This window comes from Streptomyces violens, from assembly GCF_000717745.1.
Lineage (GTDB): Bacteria > Actinomycetota > Actinomycetes > Streptomycetales > Streptomycetaceae > Streptomyces > Streptomyces violens.
In genome coordinates this window covers 61,366-79,173 of sequence record NZ_JOBH01000012.1, presented here as the reverse complement: position 1 = coordinate 79,173, position 17,808 = coordinate 61,366, and the positions used below count along the sequence as shown (strand labels likewise).

The 17,808-nt window shown below is 72.4% G+C and carries 19 protein-coding genes; 11 read left to right on the top strand and 8 right to left on the bottom strand.

What is annotated here, in order from left to right:
- Nucleotides 1-56: 56 nt before the first annotated feature.
- Nucleotides 57-584 (bottom strand): DinB family protein, encoded by a 528-nt coding sequence (locus tag IF04_RS0123620; protein ID WP_245654483.1) that lies wholly within the window; start codon nt 582-584, stop codon nt 57-59.
- A gap of 242 nt (nt 585-826) precedes the next feature.
- On the opposite strand from IF04_RS0123620, the gene IF04_RS0123615 reads away from it, so the two are divergent.
- The 3 genes from IF04_RS0123615 (at nt 827) to IF04_RS0123605 (ending at nt 4,528) form a co-directional block, all read left to right on the top strand.
- The gene (locus IF04_RS0123615; protein ID WP_211259853.1) at nt 827-2,215 is read left to right on the top strand and encodes an MFS transporter; all 1,389 of its coding nucleotides are present in this window, start codon (nt 827-829) and stop codon (nt 2,213-2,215) included.
- A gap of 116 nt (nt 2,216-2,331) precedes the next feature.
- On the top strand, nt 2,332-3,027 hold the full coding sequence (locus IF04_RS0123610) for a type 1 glutamine amidotransferase domain-containing protein (RefSeq protein ID WP_030261414.1): 696 nt from the start codon (nt 2,332-2,334) through the stop codon (nt 3,025-3,027).
- Between the two features lie 136 nt (nt 3,028-3,163).
- Entirely contained in the window at nt 3,164-4,528 is a 1,365-nt protein-coding gene (locus IF04_RS0123605; protein WP_037960458.1) for an aldehyde dehydrogenase family protein, read from the top strand.
- 7 nt (nt 4,529-4,535) lie between these two features.
- Here IF04_RS0123605 and IF04_RS0123600 read toward each other — a convergent pair whose 3' ends face one another.
- Both IF04_RS0123600 and IF04_RS0123595 read right to left on the bottom strand, forming a co-directional pair.
- On the bottom strand, nt 4,536-5,402 hold the full coding sequence (locus tag IF04_RS0123600; RefSeq protein WP_030261409.1) for an NmrA family NAD(P)-binding protein: 867 nt from the start codon (nt 5,400-5,402) through the stop codon (nt 4,536-4,538).
- Nucleotides 5,399-5,824, bottom strand: a complete 426-nt coding sequence (locus IF04_RS0123595; protein WP_030261406.1) for a nuclear transport factor 2 family protein — start codon at nt 5,822-5,824, stop codon at nt 5,399-5,401. Before IF04_RS0123595 ends, IF04_RS0123600 begins: the two co-directional genes overlap by 4 nt.
- Before the next feature lie 97 nt (nt 5,825-5,921).
- Here IF04_RS0123595 and IF04_RS0123590 point away from each other — a divergent pair, with 97 nt between their 5' ends.
- Together IF04_RS0123590 and IF04_RS0123585 are read left to right on the top strand one after the other, a co-directional pair.
- A complete protein-coding gene (locus IF04_RS0123590; RefSeq protein WP_030261403.1) occupies nt 5,922-6,515 on the top strand; it encodes a TetR/AcrR family transcriptional regulator in 594 nt (197 codons plus the stop codon).
- A 26-nt stretch (nt 6,516-6,541) separates the two neighbouring features.
- A complete protein-coding gene (locus IF04_RS0123585) occupies nt 6,542-7,105 on the top strand; it encodes a GNAT family N-acetyltransferase (RefSeq protein WP_030261401.1) in 564 nt (187 codons plus the stop codon).
- A gap of 7 nt (nt 7,106-7,112) precedes the next feature.
- On the opposite strand, the gene IF04_RS0123580 is transcribed toward IF04_RS0123585, so the two are convergent.
- The 3 genes from IF04_RS0123580 to IF04_RS0123570 form a co-directional block, all read right to left on the bottom strand.
- The gene (locus IF04_RS0123580) at nt 7,113-7,856 is read right to left on the bottom strand and encodes a GntR family transcriptional regulator (protein ID WP_030261399.1); all 744 of its coding nucleotides are present in this window, start codon (nt 7,854-7,856) and stop codon (nt 7,113-7,115) included.
- Between the two features lie 117 nt (nt 7,857-7,973).
- On the bottom strand, nt 7,974-8,828 hold the full coding sequence (locus tag IF04_RS0123575) for an HpcH/HpaI aldolase/citrate lyase family protein (protein WP_051831495.1): 855 nt from the start codon (nt 8,826-8,828) through the stop codon (nt 7,974-7,976).
- Entirely contained in the window at nt 8,825-9,718 is an 894-nt protein-coding gene (locus IF04_RS0123570) for an HTD2 family dehydratase (RefSeq protein ID WP_030261395.1), read from the bottom strand. Before IF04_RS0123570 ends, IF04_RS0123575 begins: the two co-directional genes overlap by 4 nt.
- 273 nt (nt 9,719-9,991) lie before the next feature.
- On the opposite strand from IF04_RS0123570, the gene IF04_RS0123565 reads away from it, so the two are divergent.
- Genes IF04_RS0123565 through IF04_RS0123555 form a run of 3 tightly spaced genes read left to right on the top strand, consistent with a single transcriptional unit; the run spans nt 9,992 to nt 13,644 of the window.
- Entirely contained in the window at nt 9,992-11,239 is a 1,248-nt protein-coding gene (locus tag IF04_RS0123565) for an MmgE/PrpD family protein (protein ID WP_030261393.1), read from the top strand.
- Nucleotides 11,239-12,429 (top strand): CaiB/BaiF CoA transferase family protein, encoded by a 1,191-nt coding sequence (locus IF04_RS0123560; RefSeq protein WP_030261391.1) that lies wholly within the window; start codon nt 11,239-11,241, stop codon nt 12,427-12,429. The genes IF04_RS0123565 and IF04_RS0123560 overlap by 1 nt, the downstream gene beginning before the upstream one ends.
- 51 nt (nt 12,430-12,480) lie before the next feature.
- On the top strand, nt 12,481-13,644 hold the full coding sequence (locus IF04_RS0123555) for an acyl-CoA dehydrogenase family protein (protein ID WP_030261389.1): 1,164 nt from the start codon (nt 12,481-12,483) through the stop codon (nt 13,642-13,644).
- On the opposite strand, the gene IF04_RS0123550 is transcribed toward IF04_RS0123555, so the two are convergent.
- Both IF04_RS0123550 and IF04_RS0123545 read right to left on the bottom strand, forming a co-directional pair.
- Nucleotides 13,645-14,199: a PadR family transcriptional regulator gene (locus IF04_RS0123550; protein WP_030261388.1), complete on the bottom strand. Its 555-nt coding sequence runs from the start codon at nt 14,197-14,199 to the stop codon at nt 13,645-13,647.
- A gap of 92 nt (nt 14,200-14,291) precedes the next feature.
- Entirely contained in the window at nt 14,292-16,313 is a 2,022-nt protein-coding gene (locus IF04_RS0123545) for an oxidoreductase (protein ID WP_030261387.1), read from the bottom strand.
- Between the two features lie 146 nt (nt 16,314-16,459).
- On the opposite strand from IF04_RS0123545, the gene IF04_RS36735 reads away from it, so the two are divergent.
- The 3 genes from IF04_RS36735 (at nt 16,460) to IF04_RS0123530 (ending at nt 17,801) form a co-directional block, all read left to right on the top strand.
- Entirely contained in the window at nt 16,460-17,062 is a 603-nt protein-coding gene (locus tag IF04_RS36735) for a hypothetical protein (RefSeq protein WP_051831494.1), read from the top strand.
- Nucleotides 17,059-17,262: a hypothetical protein gene (locus IF04_RS0123535; RefSeq protein WP_030261384.1), complete on the top strand. Its 204-nt coding sequence runs from the start codon at nt 17,059-17,061 to the stop codon at nt 17,260-17,262. The genes IF04_RS36735 and IF04_RS0123535 overlap by 4 nt, the downstream gene beginning before the upstream one ends.
- Before the next feature lie 176 nt (nt 17,263-17,438).
- Complete coding sequence (locus IF04_RS0123530; protein WP_030261382.1) at nt 17,439-17,801, top strand: STAS domain-containing protein; 363 nt, start codon at nt 17,439-17,441, stop codon at nt 17,799-17,801.
- Nucleotides 17,802-17,808: the final 7 nt, after the last annotated feature.

The window sequence follows — 17,808 nt, the reverse complement described above, 5'->3', positions numbered from 1 at the left end:
CAAGCAATTTCAGGCTACCGGACGGCGGACAGCCGGCGCCGGGCCCGGCCGTGTGCTCACGCGGTGACGCCCGTCGCGCCGTCCGTCTGCTCGCGCAGGATGTCGGCGTGGCCGACGTGCCGGGCAGTCTCCTCGATGACATGGACATAGATCCAGCGCAACGAGATCTCACCGACCTGCGGATGCGTCACGACGTGGTCCAGGGGGAGCGCGGCGGCCACCGCACGCGACCGCGCGCACGCCGCGTCGTACGCCGCCAGCAGCCCGTCGAGCGACTCCTCGGGCCCCACCTGCCAGCCGCCGTCGTGCCCGTCCGCGTCCTTCGCGGGAACGTCCGCATCGGTCAGCAGGCCGGGGAACCAGGACCCCTCCACCACGGTCAGGTGCTTGACCAGCCCCGCGAGGGTGGTCTCCGAAGGGACGAGCCGGCGGCGCGCCGCGTCGTCGGCCAGGCCCTGCACCTTCCCCCGCAGCGTCGAGCGGTGGAAGTCCAGGAACGCTTCCAGGACCTCGCGCTCGCCGCCGGTGCGGACGAGCATCGGCGCGGGCAGGTCGGCGGGGGCGGTGGGTGTGCTCTCGGTCATGGAGCGAGTCTGCCGTACCGCCCGCGCGGGCGATTACGCGGGGAGCGAGCACTGCCGCGCGAGCACAGCGGGCGGTATAGGAACGAAATACATCCAGGAACTGGCGCGGGCGCGCGACGGCGCGCGGACGGAACGGGGGCGGCGGCGTGAGCGGACCCAAGGACGAGCAGGCCGACGGCAGCAGACGGACCGGGGGCGGCCGGCGCGGCCCGAGCGGCAGATGGGCGGGCGGCTGGACGCGGCTGCGGCCGCTGGCCGGACTGCTGGCGGCCGCCGCCGTCTCCCAGGCCGGCACCCGGGTATCCGCGATCGCGCTGCCCTGGTTCGTCCTGGTCACCACGGGCAGCGCGGCACAGACCGGCCTGGTCGCGTTCTGCGAGATGGCGCCGTACGTCCTGATCAAGGCGCTGACCGGGCCGCTGGTCGACCGGGCGGGACCCCGGGTGATCTCCTGGACGACGGACGTGGTCAGCGCGGCGCTGGTCGCCGGGGTACCGGCGCTGCACGCCCTGGGCCTGCTGGACTTCTGGCTGCTGCTCGTCCTGGTGGCCGTGATCGGCGGCGCCCGCGGCCCCGGTGACCTGGCCAAAGAGGTCATGATCCCGGAGGCCGCGGCACGCTCGGCGATGCCCATCGAGCGGGCCACCGGCCTCCTCGGCGTGGTCGAACGGCTGGCCGCCACGGTGGGCCCCGGCCTGGGCGGTGTACTCGTCGCCGTACTCGGGCCGCTGGCCGGCCTGCTCGTCAACGCGGCGACCTTCGCCCTCGGATCGGTCCTCGTCGGCCTCGCCCTGCCGCGCGGGATGGGCGGCGCGGACGACGGTACGGGGACGGCGCACGGCGGGGATCCGGCCGCCCCCGGAGCCGGGGCCGCAGGGCCCGAAGCGGGCTACTGGCGCCGGTTCGCCGAGGGCTTCACCTACCTGCGCGGCCAGCCGCTGCTGCTCATCATCATCTGCACCGTCGGCTTCACCAACTTCCTCGACGCGGCCCGCAACTCCGTGCTGATGCCGATCTGGGCCAGGGAAACCGGCCACGGGCCGTCCGCGATCGGCCTGATGACGAGCGCGGCGGGCCTCACGGCGGTGGCCGGCAGCCTGGTCGCCACGGTCGTCGCCCACCGGCTGCGCCGCCGGCCGGTCTTCTTCGCCGGCTTCCTGATCGCCGGCGCGCCCAAGTTCGTGATCCTGGCGGTGGACGTACCGGTGTGGGCGCTGGTGGCGGTGTACGCGCTCTCCGGCTTCGGTTCCGGCTTCCTCAACCCGATCCTGGGCGCGGTCATCTGGGAGCGGATACCGCGCCGCCTCCTCGGCCGGGTCGGCGCGCTGGGCGACTCGCTGGCCTGGGCGGGCATCCCGCTCGGCGGCCTGGTGGCCGGCGCGGCGGTGGTCTGGGTGGGCCTGGTACCGGTCCTCGCGGTGTGCGGCGCGGCGTACTTCCTCGCCACCAATCTGGCGGGGCTGCGCCACGAGTGGCGGGAGCTGGACCGGGAGACGGGGATCGGGCCGGCGCCTCCCGAACCCCCGGCCGAACCGCCCGCGCCCTACCCGGACGGCCCACCCGTACCGCACCCGGCGGACCCGGCGGACGGCCCACCTGTACCGCACCCCGACCGGCTCGAGAAGGCATAGCGCGCGGCATGCCGGGAATGCGGGCTCCGGCGCGGTAGGCGGCCTCGGACGCGTACAGCCGTTACGTTCGGGGCACCACGTGAACCCCGCCGAACCGAACGACCCGGAGGACCGACATGGCGAAGATCCTTTTCGTGCTGACCGGCGCCGACCACTGGACGCTGGCCGACGGCACCCGGCACCCCACCGGCTTCTGGGGCGAAGAGGTGACGGCCCCGTACGAAGTCTTCACCGAGGCCGGCCACGAGGTCGTGGTCGCCACGCCCGGCGGCGTGCTGCCCACGCTGGACCCGGCCAGCCTGGCCCCGGAGGTCAACGGCGGCCAGGAAGGCGCCGACGCGGTCGCCGCCGCGCTCCAGTCGATGGACCCGCTGCGCCGCCCGGTCAAGCTGGAGCAGGTCGACGTGGCCGGCTACGCGGCCGTCTTCTACCCCGGCGGCCACGGCCCGATGGAGGACCTCGCGACGAACGAGGACTCGGGCCGGGTGCTGACCGACGCGCTGGCCTCGGGCCGGCCGCTGGGCCTCGTCTGCCACGGCCCGGCCGCACTGCTGGCCACCGGTGGCGCCGACGGCACCTCGCCGTTCGCCGGGTACCGCCTCACCGCCTTCACCAACGCCGAAGAGGCACAGGCCGGCTTTGCCGACAAGGCGCCGTGGCTGCTCCAGGACCGGCTGGTGGAGCTCGGCACGGACTTCGGCGAGGGCGAGCCGTGGGCGCCGTACCTCCGCACCGACCGCAACCTCTTCACCGGCCAGAACCCGGCCTCCTCCGGCCCGCTCGCCGCGGAGATGCTCAAGGCGCTGGGCTGAGAGCCGCTGACCGGCCGGGCGCCCTTTCCGTCCCGGCGCGGAGGGAAATCTCCCACCCCGGCGCGGAATGAATGCTTCCGCGCGGACGCTGTGCATGGTCGATCGCACGCATCACCCTGAACGAATCGAGCACCGCATGACCGGCTCACCCGTCACCTCCGCCGAAGCCCCCGCAGCCGCCGCCGGGGCCGCCGAGGCCCCCGCCGACCTCGTCGCCCGGCTGCGTGCCACCTTCCGGGGCGGCCGCACCCGTTCCCTGGAATGGCGCGCGCAGCAGCTCTGGAAGCTCCGTACGCTGCTCACCGAACACCGCGCGGACCTCGCCGCCGCCCTCCACGCGGACCTGGGCAAGAGCGAGGCGGAGGCGTTCGGAGCCGAGGTGGACTTCCCGATCCGGGAGATCGACCACACGCTGGAGCACCTGGAGGAGTGGCTGCGGCCCAGGCCGGTCGCGCTGTCCGCCGAGGGATTCCCGGCCGGCAGCACGGCGGGCACCCGGTACGACCCGCTCGGCGTCGTCCTGGTCATCGCGCCCTGGAACTACCCCGCGCAGCTCCTGCTCGTCCCCCTCGCGGGCGCGCTCGCGGCGGGCAACACCGTCGTCGCCAAGCCCAGCGAGCTGGCCCCGGCCACCTCGGCGCTGCTGGCGCGGCTGCTGCCGGAGTACCTCGACAACGACGCGGTCGCCGTCGTCGAGGGCGGCGTACCGGAGACCACCGCTCTCCTCGCCCAGCGCTTCGACCACATCTTCTACACCGGCAACGGCACGGTCGGCCGGATCGTCATGCGCGCCGCCGCCGAGCACCTCACGCCCGTCACCCTCGAACTGGGCGGCAAGTCACCGGCGTTCGTGGACCGGGACGCGGACGTGACGCGTACGGCACAGCGGCTGGCCCGCGCCAAGTTCCAGAACGCCGGCCAGACCTGCGTCGCGCCCGACTACGTCCTGACCGACCCGGAGACCTCCAAGGCCCTCCAAGTCGCCCTCGCCGAGGCCGTCGAGGAGCTGTACGGCCCCGACCCGGCGGCCTCGCCCGCGTACGGTCGGATCATCAACCACCGCCACTTCGACCGCCTGACCGGCTTGCTCGACTCGGGCCGGACCGTCACCGGCGGCGCCCACGACCGGGCACAGAAGTACATCGCGCCGACCGTACTGGCCGATGTCGGCCCGCAATCCCCGGTCATGCAGGAGGAGATCTTCGGCCCGGTGCTGCCGATCGTCGAGGTCGCGGACCTGGACGAGGCGATCGCCTTCATCAACGACCGCGACAAGCCGCTCGCCCTCTACGGCTTCACCGAGAACGAGATCACCCGCCGCCGGCTGGCCACGGAAACCTCCTCGGGCGGCCTCGGCTTCGGCATGCCCATGGCCCACCTCCGCGTCCCCGACCTGCCCTTCGGCGGCGTCGGCGAGAGCGGCATGGGCGCCTACCACGGCCCCCACTCCATCGCCACGTTCAGCCACCGGAAGGCGATGCTGGACGTACCGCTGACCTGACGGTGCATCACCGGCCGTGCGCCCGCTCCCGCTCCGCGACCTCGCGGAAGCCGTGGGGCGGGCGCCCGGTGAGGCGCTGGACGGCGTCGGTGACGCGGTCCTCCGCGCCCTGGGCGATGGCACGGTCCATACCGGCCAGCATCGCGGCGAACTCCGGCGGTACCTGTGCCGCGAGGTGAGCGCACAACTGGTCGTAGGACAGCCGGCGGTGGGCCACGGGCCGCCCGCCGACCTCGGTCATGACCGTGGCGATGTCGTCGTAGGTCAGTGCCTCCGGCCCGGTGAGGATCAGGTCGGTGTTCGGCGCGCGGTCATCGGTGAGGGCGCGCACGGCGACGGCGGCGATGTCGTCGGCGTCCACGAAGCCGACCCGGCCGTTCCCGGCGGCGGTCAGGATCGTGCCGCTTTCCCGGATGCTGTCGGCGTGGGCGTGCGAGCCGGTGAAGTTCTGCATGAACCAGGAAGGCCGCAGCACGGCCCACTCGTCGAACAGACCGGGCAGCGCCTGGTGGACGACGCCCACCACCGGGCCGCCCTCGGGAATGGCCGAGGAGCTGAGCAGCACCGCGCGGCGCACGCCGGCGGCGCGGGCCTGCCGGAGGAAGGGCAGCATGACCGCGGCCGGGTCGGGGTCGCCCACGGGCGGTACGAGGTAGAGGCGATCGGCCCCGTCGAGCGCCGTGGCGTGCGTGGCGGGGTCGTACCAGTCGAAGCGGACCGGCTCGGCGCCCGGGACCGGCGTGCCACGACGGCTGGCGGCCTTGACGCGATGGCCCGCGGCGATCAACTGCGCGGCGGTACGGCCGCCGGTGGTGCCGGTGGCACCGATGACCAGTGTGGTGCCGGCGCTGGTCGTCGCATGCTCCGTGCTCATCGGGTGCTCCCCCCGAAGTCGGCGCCGGGCTCGAGGACTGCGAGGGGGTTCCAGTAGTCGCGGTAAGAGGTGATGCGTCCCTCCCGTACGGTCACGACGGCGATGTACGTCATGTCGAAGGGCTTGCCGGTCGCCACCAGGCGGCCCACGCCGAGCATTTCGACCACGATGGTCTCCGGGTCCTCGGTCCGGTGAATCCGCAGGTCGGGGAAGTCGTGCAGGTCGATGTGGTCGGGATAGTGGCGCATGTAGTCGGCGACGGCCGCCTTCCCGTCCAGGCGCCGGGGCCACCCCTCGGGCGCGAAGGGGAATTCCATGACGCCCTCCTCGGCCCAGAGGTCGACCCAGGCGGGAATGTCCTTGTCGAGCAGCAGACGCAGGCTGTGGCGGTACAGCTCCGCCGGTGAAGTGTGTACGGGCATGGGTGTCCCCTCGTTCAAAGAATCTCCTAGAATACGGACCCGGGGTCCGCTTATGAAAGATACGGACCCGTGGTCCGCTTTGTAAAGGAGGAGCTGCGTGCCCGAGCGCAAGCCCCGCAAGGACGCAGCCCGCAACCGGGCGGCCGTCCTCGCGGCCGCCGACACCCTGTTCACCGACTGCGCGAGCCCCGACGACGTCACCATGGCCGACATCGCGGCAGCGGCCGGCGTCGGCAAGGGCACGCTCTTCCGCGCCTTCGGTGACCGCGTCGGCCTGATCGGAGCGCTGTACGCGGCGCGGCTCGAACCGGTCGAGGAGGCCGTCGAAACGGGCCCGCCACCACTGGGACCCGCCACCCCGCCGCTCCAGCGCGTACCCGCCCTGCTCGATGCCCTCCTCTGCTTCAAGCTCGACAACCGCCACCTCGCCCTGGCCCTGGAGGGCACCGGCAGCGGCAGCCCCTACCAGGCAGCGCACTACGAGCGCTGGCACGCGCTGCTCCGGGACATGCTGGAGCAGCTTCCCGGCCTCCCCGACAGCGGTTTCGCCGCCCATGCGCTACTCGCCGCCGTCCGCGCCGACCTCGTCGAGCACCTGGCGGGCGAGGAGCGCGTGCCGCGCGAGGCAATGCGATCGCAACTGGCGGACTACACCGCCGCGTTCCTCCGCGCACCGCGTGATCCGGAGTGACGCGCGACGGGGTTACTGTGACGGGCATGGTCAGTGACACATATGTTCTGCCGGGCGGTGTCGTCATGCGGCCGGCCGCCGCCACCGACGCCGAGGCGTTGCTCGCGGCGTATCTGCACAACCGCGAGCACCTGCGCCCCTGGGACCCGCGGCGGGGCGAGGATTTCTACACCGTCGAGGGTCAACATGCCCGGCTCATGGGCCAGTTGGCGGAGCGGGAAGCCGGGCGAATGGCGCTGTGGGTGCTGACGGACGGCCCCCGGATCGTCGGCGTGATCACCCTGTCCGGCATCCATTACGGCCCGTCCTGCAGTGGGAAGCTCGGTTACTGGATCGACGTCGACCACGCCGGGAAGGGCCTGGCGAGCGCGGCCGTCGAGGCGGTCGCCCGGTACGCCGACGAGGAGGGCGGGCTGCACCGCCTCGAAGCGGGCACGCTGCTGCACAACGTCGGCTCGCAGCGCGTCCTGGAGAAGTGCGGCTTCGAGCCCTACGGCGTCGCGCCGCGTTACCTCCACATCAACGGCGAGTGGCAGGACATCCGGCTCTTCCAGCGCATCCTGAACAACCGCCCGCCCGCCGCTACATGACCGACCGTCAGCGGCGCAGGCGCACCCGGTAGGAGTACTGCTCCGGCAGGAAGTAGCTGATGGCGAGCTCGACGCGTCGGCCTTCGGAGGTTGTGTAGAGGCGATCGATGCGCAGCAGCGGGTGGTGCGGCTCGCACGCCAGCTCCTCCGCGACGGCGTCCGGCGCCGGCGCGACCGTGATCGACTGCTCGGCCTCCGTGATCGGCGAGTCCAGCCGGTCGTCCAGCAGGCCGATGATGGTGAACGTGGAGCGCGCGCCGGTCTCGGTGAGCTGATCCACATCGGTCAGCGTCTCGCCGACGTCCGGCGGCAGCCACACCGTGGTGTGGCAGAACGGCACGTCGTCGTGGAACCGGCGGAAGGCGAGGGTGTGCACCATGTCGCTGTCCAGCCGCAGCCGCCCGGCCGCGTCGATGTCCACGCGCCGCCGCAGCGGGCTGGAGAGCTGCATGGTGGTGTCCAGGGACAGCCCCATCAGATCGTCCACCGAGCCGAACCTGCGGAGGTACCGGCCGTCGCGCGGCGCGGCGAACGTGCCGCGCCCGGGGACCCGGTACACCAGGCCCTCGGCGACCAGATCGTGGAAGGCGCGGCGCACCGTCTGGCGGCTGACTCGGTACGTCTCGGCCAGCTCGGCCTCCGTCGGCAGCCGCACCCCCTTGGGGTACCGGTCGCCCGCGAGATCCGTGCGCAGGTCGTCCGCGAGCTGCTGGTACGCGGACCGCCCACGGGCCGGCTTGTTGGCCGCCATCACATCCTCGTCGCCGTTCGGATAGGTCGGACAGTTTGCGTGGTCCGGACAGGCCGGACAGGAAGACGGCCAGCTTATCGGCCGCGCAACGGGCGGGTCACCTGCGGGGACGGCCGCTCAGCCGCCGGTCGCCCGCAGGATGCGGCGGGCCCGCTCCAGTACCGGGCGGTCCACCATCTGCCCGTCGACCACGGTGACCGCCTCGCCCGCCGTCAGTACGCGCCGCGCCCAGTCCTGTTCGGCCGCCGATGGAGTGAACCCTTCGTGTACGGCGTCGAGTTGACGCGGGTGGATGCAGAGCTTGCCGGCGAAGCCCATCCTCCGGGCGTGCGCGATGTCCGACGGCAGCGGGCCGTCGGCCGAGAGAGCCGCCGTGACGCCGTCGAGCGGCGGCGCGAGCCCGGCCGCCGCCGAGGCGCAGACCACGCGCGAGCGCGCGTACGCCAGTGCCTGGTGGTCGTCGGGGTCCACGCCGAGCTGGGCCGCCAGGTCGATATTGCCGAACGCGGCCCGGACGAGGTTCGGGGCGCGGCACAGCGCGGCGGCGTTCTCCACCCCGGCCGCGGTCTCGATCAGCGCCAGTACCGGGCTGCGGCCACCCGTACGGCAGGCGATGGACGCAAGGACGGCGGGGTCCTCGGCCTTGGGCAGCATGACGGGCGCGCCGTGCGCCGCCGCCATCGCCAGATCGGCCTCGAACCACTCGGTGCCGTGCGCGTTGACCCGCACCACGGCCCGCGCGCCGCCCGCCAGCCACATGGCCACGTCGTCCCGCGCGGCGTCCTTCCCGTCCGGCGCGACCGCGTCCTCCAGGTCCACGATCACCCCGTCCGCGCCCGCCGCGGCCGCCTTCGCGAACCGGTCGGCGCGGTGGCCGGGGACGAAGAGCAGGCTGCGCGCCGCGGCGAGCGCCTGCGCGTACGAGGGTGCCTCGGTCGGCTGCCCGGACGAGGGTGCCTCGGTGCCGGTCATGCGAACGTCACCTCCGCCGTGGCGTGCTCCGCCGCGCGCGGCCCGGCGACCGAGAGCCGCACGCCCGACGCGGCGCCGTCCTCGAACGGCGTGCCGCAGGACAGCAGCCGCTCGCCGCAGAACGCCGGGGTGCGCAGCCGGTAGGAGAGGGTGCGGACGGTGCGCTCGGGCGCGCGGCGGCGGACCAGCTCCAGCATCTGCAGGACGAGCAGCGGGCCGTGCACGACCAGGCCCGGGTAGCCCTCGACGCCGGTGACGTAGGGCTCGTCGTAGTGGATGCGGTGCGCGTTGGCGGTCAGCGCGCTGACGCGGAAGAGGACGGCCGGGTCGGTGGTCCACGGCGACTGCCACGGCGCGTCGCTCTGCGGCTCGGCAGCGAGGTCGAGCGTGAGCCGGTCCGGTACGGGAGCGTCCCCGCCGCTGCGGTAGACGATGTCCTGCTCCTCGGCCACCCGCACCTCGCCGTCCTGCCGGAACTCGCTGCGTACGGTGACGAACAGCAGTCCGCCGGTGCGGCCCTTCTTGGCCTCGATCTTGGCCACGCCGCTGGTCTGCTCGGCGGGGCGGCCCACGGTCAGGGGCGTACGCACCTCCAGGCGGCCGCCCGCGAACATCCGGCGCCGCTCGGGCAGCGGCGGCAGGAAGTGACCGTCGCGCAGATGCCCGTCCGGGCCCAGCTCGCTCTGCCGGGCCCAGCCCAGGAAGTGCAGCCAGTGCCACAGCGGCGGCAGCGGCTGCCCGGCGGCGGCCACCGGCTCCGGCAGGTCCAGCACGGCGGAGAGCGCGGCGACCGGGGCCGGGGCGAGGGGATCGGTGGCGCTGGTGTCGGCCGGATGCCAGCTACGGGCGGTCTCTTCGAGGACGCCGAGGTCGGCGGGGGCGCCGGGCATGGGGGCTCCTTCCCAGAAACAGGCGGCCATTTAGCGCGGACATGTACACCATCGTTACGTACAAAGCGGCTTCCCGTGTGACGTATGGCGTACGGCGTCGGCATTCTGTGGCCCGGCTCACGGCGGCGTCAAGGGGCCACTGTTCAAGGATGGACAGGGGATTCCGAGGCCCGTCCGGCACCGTTGACACGGCGATCATTTGGCCGTACAAATCTGCGGCAGAGGAGCCGTCGGCCGGACCGCCGGCGGTCGCCGCATCACGGAGGGGACCGCATGACCGCTTCGGAGACCGCCGCCCGAGCCCTCGCCCAGTGGGCCCACGACCACCGGGCAGACCCCGACGACCTGGCGCTCGCCGGCCGCGCGCTGGCCGACACCGTCGCCGTCGCCCTGGCCGCCCGCGCGCACCCACTGCAGCCGATCGCGGCGCCGCTCCCGGACGCGGCCCGCTGGGCGGCCATGGCACACGTACTGGACTTTGACGACCTGCACATCGAGAGCACCACCCATATCTCCGTGGTCACCGTCCCGGCCGTGCTCGCCGCCGGCGGCGACGCGCGCGCCTATCTCGCGGGCGCCGGCGTCATGGCCCGGCTCGGCGCGATGCTCGGCTGGGGGCACTACGCGAGCGGCTGGCACGCGACCTGCACCGCGGGCGCCCCGGCCGCCGCCGTCGCGGCCGGCGTCGCCCTCGGACTCGGCCCCGAGAGGCTCGCCACCGCGATGGCGCTCGCCGTGCCCGCGGCCGGCGGCGTGCAGGAGGCGTTCGGTACGCACAGCAAGTCCCTGCAGGTGGGCTTCGCCGCGGACGCCGGTGTACGGGCCGCGCGGCTCGCGCAGGCGGGCGCCACCGCCGACCCGCGCGCCCTGGACGCCTGGCTGGAGCGCGTTGGCGGCACCCCGGCCACCGAATTCCCCGCGGCCCCGGCCGTCCCCGGCGGCCTCGCGATCAAGATGTACCCCTGCTGCTACGCCATGCAGCGGCCGATCGCCGCACTCCGAGAGATCCGCGAGATCCGCGAGCTCCACGACAAGGCGGTCGGCGAGCTGACGGGCGTCACCGTCACCACCCCGGCGGGCACCGTCCACCCCCTGCTCCACGACCGGCCCGCCACCGGCCTGGAGGGCAAGTTCTCCATGCCGTACGCCGTCGCCACCGCGCTCCTCGACGCCTACCCCGGCTTCGACAGCTTCACCGACGACGCCGTGAACCGCCCCGAGGCACAGCAGCTCCTCCGCCGGGTCACCGTCGACCGGCGGCCCGGCGAAACCACCACCCTCCTCGACGGCGAGGTCGCCCTCCGCCTCGACTTCGCCGACGGCACCGCCCTGCACTCCGCGCTGGCCCTGCCGCCCGGCTCCCCGCAGCGCCCGCCCACCGACGACGAACTGCGCGCCAAGTTCGCCGCCTGCGGCCCCGACGTACCGGAGCTGCTCGCGGGCATCACGTGGGAGGGCGCGGCCGAGCTGATGCGGACGGCGTTCCCCGCCGCCAACGGCCGTACAGGCAAGGAGTACTGATGCAGGATCAGCAGCGCCCCCTCGAAGGCATCACCGTCGTCAGCATCGAGCAGGCTGTGGCGGCCCCCTTCGCCACCCGCCAGCTCGCCGACCTCGGCGCCCGCGTCATCAAGATCGAGCGCCCGGGGGACGGCGACTTCGCCCGCCGCTACGACACCACGGTCCACGGCCACTCCAGTTACTTCGTCTGGCTGAACCGCTCCAAGGAGAGCCTCACCCTCGACCTCAAGGACGAGCGCGGCCGCGAGATACTCCACCAACTCCTCGCCGACGCCGATGTGTTCGTACAGAATCTCGCCCCCGGCGCCGCCGACCGCCTCGGCCTCGGCGCCGACGCACTCACCGCCCGCTACCCGCGGCTGATCCCCTGTACGGTCTCCGGCTACGGCACCAGCGGCCCCTGGGCCGACCGCAAGGCGTACGACCTGCTCGTCCAGTGCCAGACCGGACTGGTCTCGCTCACCGGCAGCGCCGACGAGGCCGCTCGGGTCGGCGTGTCCGTCGCCGACATCTCGGCAGGGATGTACGCCTACAGCGGCATCCTGACGGCGCTCTTCGCGCGCGCCACGACCGGTGTCGTCCGGCCCGTCGAGGTCTCCCTCTTCGAGGCGCTCGCGGAGTGGATGAGCCAGCCCGCCTACTACACTCGGCACAGCGGCAGCCAGCCGCCGCGCGTCGGCACCCAGCACGCCACCATCGCCCCGTACGGCGCCTACACCGCGGCCGACGGCAAGGACGTGCTCTTCTCCATCCAGAACGAGCGCGAATGGGCCGCACTGTGCCGGGAGTTCCTCGGCCGGCCCGAGCTGACCGACGACCCGCGGTTCGCCACCGGCTCCGACCGTGTCACCCACCGCGACGAGCTCAACGCGATCGTCGCCGAGCGCTTCGCCCGCTCCGACGCCGCCGACATCATGAAGGTCCTGGAGGAGATCGGCGTCGCCAACGCCGGCGTCAACTCCGTCGCCGAATTCCTCGACCACCCGGTCCTCGAAGGCCGCGACCGCTGGCGCGAGGTCGCCGTCCCCGGCGCCACCGTGCAGGCCCTCCTTCCGCCCGCCGACCTCGCCGGACTCACCGCCCGCATGGACCCCGTACCGGCCGTCGGCGAACACACCGACGCCATCCTCACCGCACTCGGCCGCACGCCCGACGACCTCGCGGCCCTCCGCGCCGACTCCGTCATCTGACCCCGTCATCCGACTCCGTCATCTGACTCCGGATTCACCGAAGGGACCCGCATGAGCACCCTGGACACCCTCCCCGAGGACGAGCGGTTCGTCGTCGAGACCGTGCACGACTTCGTGAACAAGGACGTCAAACCCGTCGTCCAGGAACTCGAGCACGCCAACACCTACCCCGAAGCGCTCATCGAGAAGATGAAGGAGCTCGGCATCTACGGGCTCGCCATCCCCGAGGAGTACGGCGGTACCAAGGTCTCCACGCCCTACTACGTCCTGGTCACCGAGGAGCTGGCGCGCGGCTGGATGAGCCTGGCCGGCGCGATGGGCGGCCACACCGTCGTCGCCAAGCTGCTGCTGCACTTCGGCACGGAGGAGCAGAAGCAGCGGTACTTGCCGAAGCTGGCCACCGGCGAGATCCGCGCGACCATGGCGCTCACCGAGCCGGGCGGCGGCTCCGACCTCCAGGCCATGCTCACCAACGCCCGTAAGGACGAGCAGGGTTATCTCGTCAACGGCAGCAAAACCTGGATCACCAACGCACGCCGCTCCGGGCTGATCGCCCTGCTCTGCAAGACCGACCCCGACGCCACCCCCGCCCACCAGGGCATCTCCATCCTCCTCGTCGAGCACGGCCCGGGCCTCACCGTCTCCCGCGACCTGCCCAAGCTCGGCTACAAGGGCGTCGAGAGCTGCGAGCTGTCCTTCGACAACTACCGTGCCGCGCCCGACGCGTTGCTCGGCGGCGTCGAGGGCAAGGGCTTCGCCCAGATGATGAAGGGCCTGGAGACCGGACGCCTCCAGGTCGCGGCGCGTGCGCTGGGCGTGGGCCGGGCCGCACTGGAAGACTCCCTCGCATACGCCCAGGAGCGCGAATCCTTCGGCAAGCCGATCTGGAAGCACCAGTCCGTCGGCAACCACCTCGCCGACATGGCAACCAAGCTGACCGCCGCCCGGCAGCTCACCCTGCACGCGGCCCGCGAGGCGGACGCCGACCGCCGGGTCGACATGGAAGCCGGCATGGCCAAGCTCTTCGCCTCCGAGACGGCGATGGAGATCGCCCTCAACGCCGTCCGGATCCACGGCGGTTACGGCTACTCGACCGAGTACGACGTCGAGCGGTACTTCCGCGACGCACCGCTGATGATCGTCGGCGAGGGCACCAACGAGATCCAGCGGAACGTCATCGCCGCACAGCTCGTCAAGCGCGGCGGGCTGGACTGATCAGCCCGCATCGGGCCGGCTCTCCAGCGCTTCCAGTTCGGCGAGGGACTCGGTCAGCCACTGAACCCAGAAACTCTCCTGGGCGATACCGGCGCGCAGCACGAGATGCTGCAGCCGGTCCGCCTCCGCCGTCTTCTCCGGCGGGAAATCGCGCGCCTCGATCTCGTGGTACTCCGCCAACTGCGCCTCGTGCAGCGCGAGATGGCGACGGAACTCTGCCGTCAGGCCGGTCGCGCCGACCACGGCGGCGGCCCGCAGCCGCAGCAGCAGCGGGTCACGCATGGCCCGGGGATCCTGCCGCTCCGCCACCCACGCGGTGAGCGCCTCCCGGCCGGCCGGCAGCACCTCGTACTCCCGCTTCTGGCCGCGGGAGGGCTGCGCCTGCGGCAGGGCGTGGATCAGCCCCGACTCCTCCAGCTTGCGCAGATCCCGGTAGATCTGCTGGTGGGTCGCGGACCAGAAGTACCGGATGGACCGGTCGAACCGCCGCGTCAGCTCCAGCCCCGACGACGGCTTCTCCAGCAGGGCTGTGAGGATCGCGTGGGGGAGGGACATGGCGGTGCCTTCCTGGGTGGCGGTCGTGCGCTGCCGGGGTGTGGGTACCGGTGGCCTGTACGGCCCCCGGTACCCACGATCCTAAGCCGCCCTCAGATGTCCGCCGCCAGCCGCGTGCCCTGCAGAATCGCGCGCTTGGCGTCCAGCTCCGCGGCCACGTCGGCGCCGCCGATCACGTGCGCGGTGTGCCCGGCCGCCACCAGCGCGTCGTACAGCTCGCGGCGCGGCTCCTGGCCCGCGCACAGCACGATCGTGTCGGCCGCGAGGACGGACTTCTCGCCGTCGACGGTGATGTGCAGCCCCTCGTCGTCGATGCGCTCGTACGTGGCGCCCGGCACCATGGTCACACCGCGGTGCCGCAGCTCCGTGCGGTGGATCCAGCCGGTCGTCTTGCCCAGCCCCGCGCCGACCTTGCCGGTCTTGCGCTGCAGGAGGTGGACCGTGCGCGCCGCGGGCGCCCGCACCGGCGCCTTGAGCCCGCCGCGGTCCTCGTACGAGGTGTCCACGCCCCACTGCGCGAAGAACGCCGCCGGGTCCAGGCTCGCCTGCTCCCCGCCGTCCGTCAGGAACTCCGCCACATCGAAGCCGATACCGCCGGCGCCGACGATCGCCACCGTCCGCCCGGCCTCGACCCGGCCGCTGAGCACGTCGAGGTAGCTGACGACGCTGGGGTGATCGATGCCGGGAATGTCCGGGGTGCGCGGGGTGACACCGGCCGCGACCACGATCTCGTCGTACCCGCCCGCGCCCAGCTCCTCGGCGGTCACGGCCGCGCCCAGCCGCACGTCGATCTTCAGCTCTTCCAGCCGCGTACGGAAGTACCGCAGCGTCTCGTTGAACTCCTCCTTGCCCGGGATGCGGCGGGCGACATTCAACTGCCCGCCGATCTCAGCGGCGGCGTCGAACAGCGTCACGCCGTGCCCGCGCTCGGCCGCGGAGACCGCGAACGCCAGGCCCGCCGGGCCCGCGCCGACCACGGCCAGCTCCTTGCGGCGCCGGGTGGGGGAGAGGCTCAGCTCGGTCTCGTGGCAGGCCCGCGGGTTGACCAGGCAGGAGGTGAGCTGCCCGGAGAAGATGTGGTCCAGGCACGCCTGGTTGCAGCCGATGCAGGTGTTGATCGCGTCGGCGCGGCCCTCGCGGGCCTTGGCGACGAAGCCGGGGTCGGCCAGGAACGGGCGGGCCATCGACACCATGTCGGCGCGGCCCTCGGCGAGCAGCCGCTCGGCGACCTCCGGGGTGTTGATGCGGTTGGTGGTGATCAGCGGGATCTTCACCGCACCCATGACCTTCTCGGTCACCCAGGAGAACGCGCCACGCGGTACGGAGGTCGCGATGGTCGGGATCCGGGCCTCGTGCCAGCCGATGCCGGTGTTGATGATCGTGGCACCGGCCGCCTCGACCTCCTTGGCGAGCTGTACGACCTCGTCGTAGGTCGAGCCGCCGGGCACCAGGTCGAGCATCGACAGCCGGTAGATCAGGATGAAGTCCGGGCCGACCCGCTCCCGGGTGCGCCGCACGATCTCGACGGGGAAGCGGATGCGGTTCTCGTAACTGCCGCCCCAGCGGTCGGTGCGCTGGTTGGTGGGCGCGGCGATGAACTCGTTGATCAGGTACCCCTCCGAGCCCATGATCTCGACGCCGTCGTACCCGGCCTGCTGCGCGAGCGCGGCGGCCCGTACGTAGTCCTCGATGGTCTGCTCGACCTCGTCGTCGGTGAGCTCGTGCGGGGTGAAGGGGTTGATGGGCGCCTGTATCGCGCTGGGCGCCACCAGCTTCTCGCTGAAGGCGTACCGCCCGGTGTGCAGGATCTGCATGGCGATCTTCCCGCCCTCGCGGTGCACCGCCTCGGTCACCTGCGCGTGCTCGGCGGCCTCCGCCTCGGTGGTGAGCTTGGCGCCGCCGTCCATCGTGCAGCCGGCTTCGTTGGGGGAGACGCCGCCGGTGACGATGAGGCCGACGCCGCCGCGCGCCCGCTCCGCGTAGAAGGCGGCCATCCGCGCGAAACCGCCGGGCGCCTCCTCCAGGCCGAGGTGCATCGAGCCCATCAGGACCCGGTTGGGCAGGGTGGTGAACCCAAGATCGAGCGGGCTCAGCAGGTGGGGGTACGGGCTCATCCGAAGTCTCCTCGCGCGCACAGTGCCGACGAGCTTCGTTTGTAGTCCAGCGGAGCCGCTTTTGCAACATGTTGCATAAGCGGCGTGGGTCACGTGGTCTTGCCCCGGGCCCTCCTCGGTCCGAGGCTGAACTGGGGGACGCCGCGATGCCCGAACGTGAGGGCTTCATACAGCGCATCGCCGACAACGTGCGCGATGTGTTCGACGACGAGAACGACGGTGCCAAGGCGCCCGGCAAGAAGGCACCACAGCAACGGCAGGAGGGGAACGTGCCACAGCCGGCACCGCAAGGACCGCCGCCAGGCCCCGGCAAGGGGCGCCCCGATCCCGAGGTGGCCAAGGTGGTCTACCTGGTCGGCAAGGAGCTGAACGCCTCGGACAAGGCCATGCTCGCCGCCTTCGAAGCGGCGCTCGTCGAATCGGGCATGGAGAACCTGAACTACGGCGACCGGGACTCGGTCGGCGTGTTCCAGCAGCGGCCCAGCCAGGACTGGGGCACCGCGGCGCAGTGCATGAACGTCAACTACGCGGCGCACAAGTTCTTCGAGCGCGCGGTCGTGGCCGACCGGGACAACCCGGAGTTCACGGCCGGACAGCTCGCCCAGAAGGTGCAGGTCTCCGCCTACCCCGAGCGCTACGACCAGCGGGAGGGCGAGGCCAAGCAGCTCATCGAGGCGACGCGCCAGGCGTTGAACGAGGCCGTGCCGCCGCCGCAGCGAGGCGTCGCTGGACAAGGTCCTCGCGCTTGACTCGCTCATCCACGGCCCGTGTCTTCGCCCATGAGAAGGGGCTGCTGCCCGACCCGAAGCTGGACGAGAAGGACTGGCACGACGTGTGGGCGGAGTGGCAGCAGATCCTCACCGAATACAACGGCGCCGTGGAGTACGGCCGCCGCGCCCTCGACCTCTACAAGATCTTCGAGGGGTTCAACGCGCGGCTCAGAGGCTGACAGCGCGCATGCGCACCGTGACCGTGGCCCCGGCACATGCCGCCGCCACGGTCACGGTCTGTGACGGAATTCTTCGGTCGGTTTCGATCGATGAGCCCTGACGACGACCTCACCGCGCCATCATGGGGGCCGTGAGCCGGTGCGACCGGTGAGTCGGCTGAAGGGAGGCGGCCGGGATGCTCGTCAAGACCCCGACCGACAGGCGCGTACGGATCGAGCGGTGGCCGGTTCCCGCCGGCTCGCCCACCCTGGCGAAGCTGGCCGTGGTGGGCGTCCTCGACGGTGACAGCGTGTCAGGGCTGTGCGACGCCACCGCGGCGGTCATGGCGGGCGGCAAGCGGCATCTCCGGCTGGACCTCTCCGGCGTCACGTCCTGCGACAACGCCGGTCTCTACACCCTCCTCGGCGTGCAGAGCGCGCTGCGTTCCATGGGCGGCAGCCTGGTACTGCTCCGCCCCAGCATGACCGTTCACTCCGGCCTCCGAGCCGCCCGTCTGCATCTGCGGCTGGTCATCGCGCCGCCGGGCTCGGTGATGTAGCCCGGTC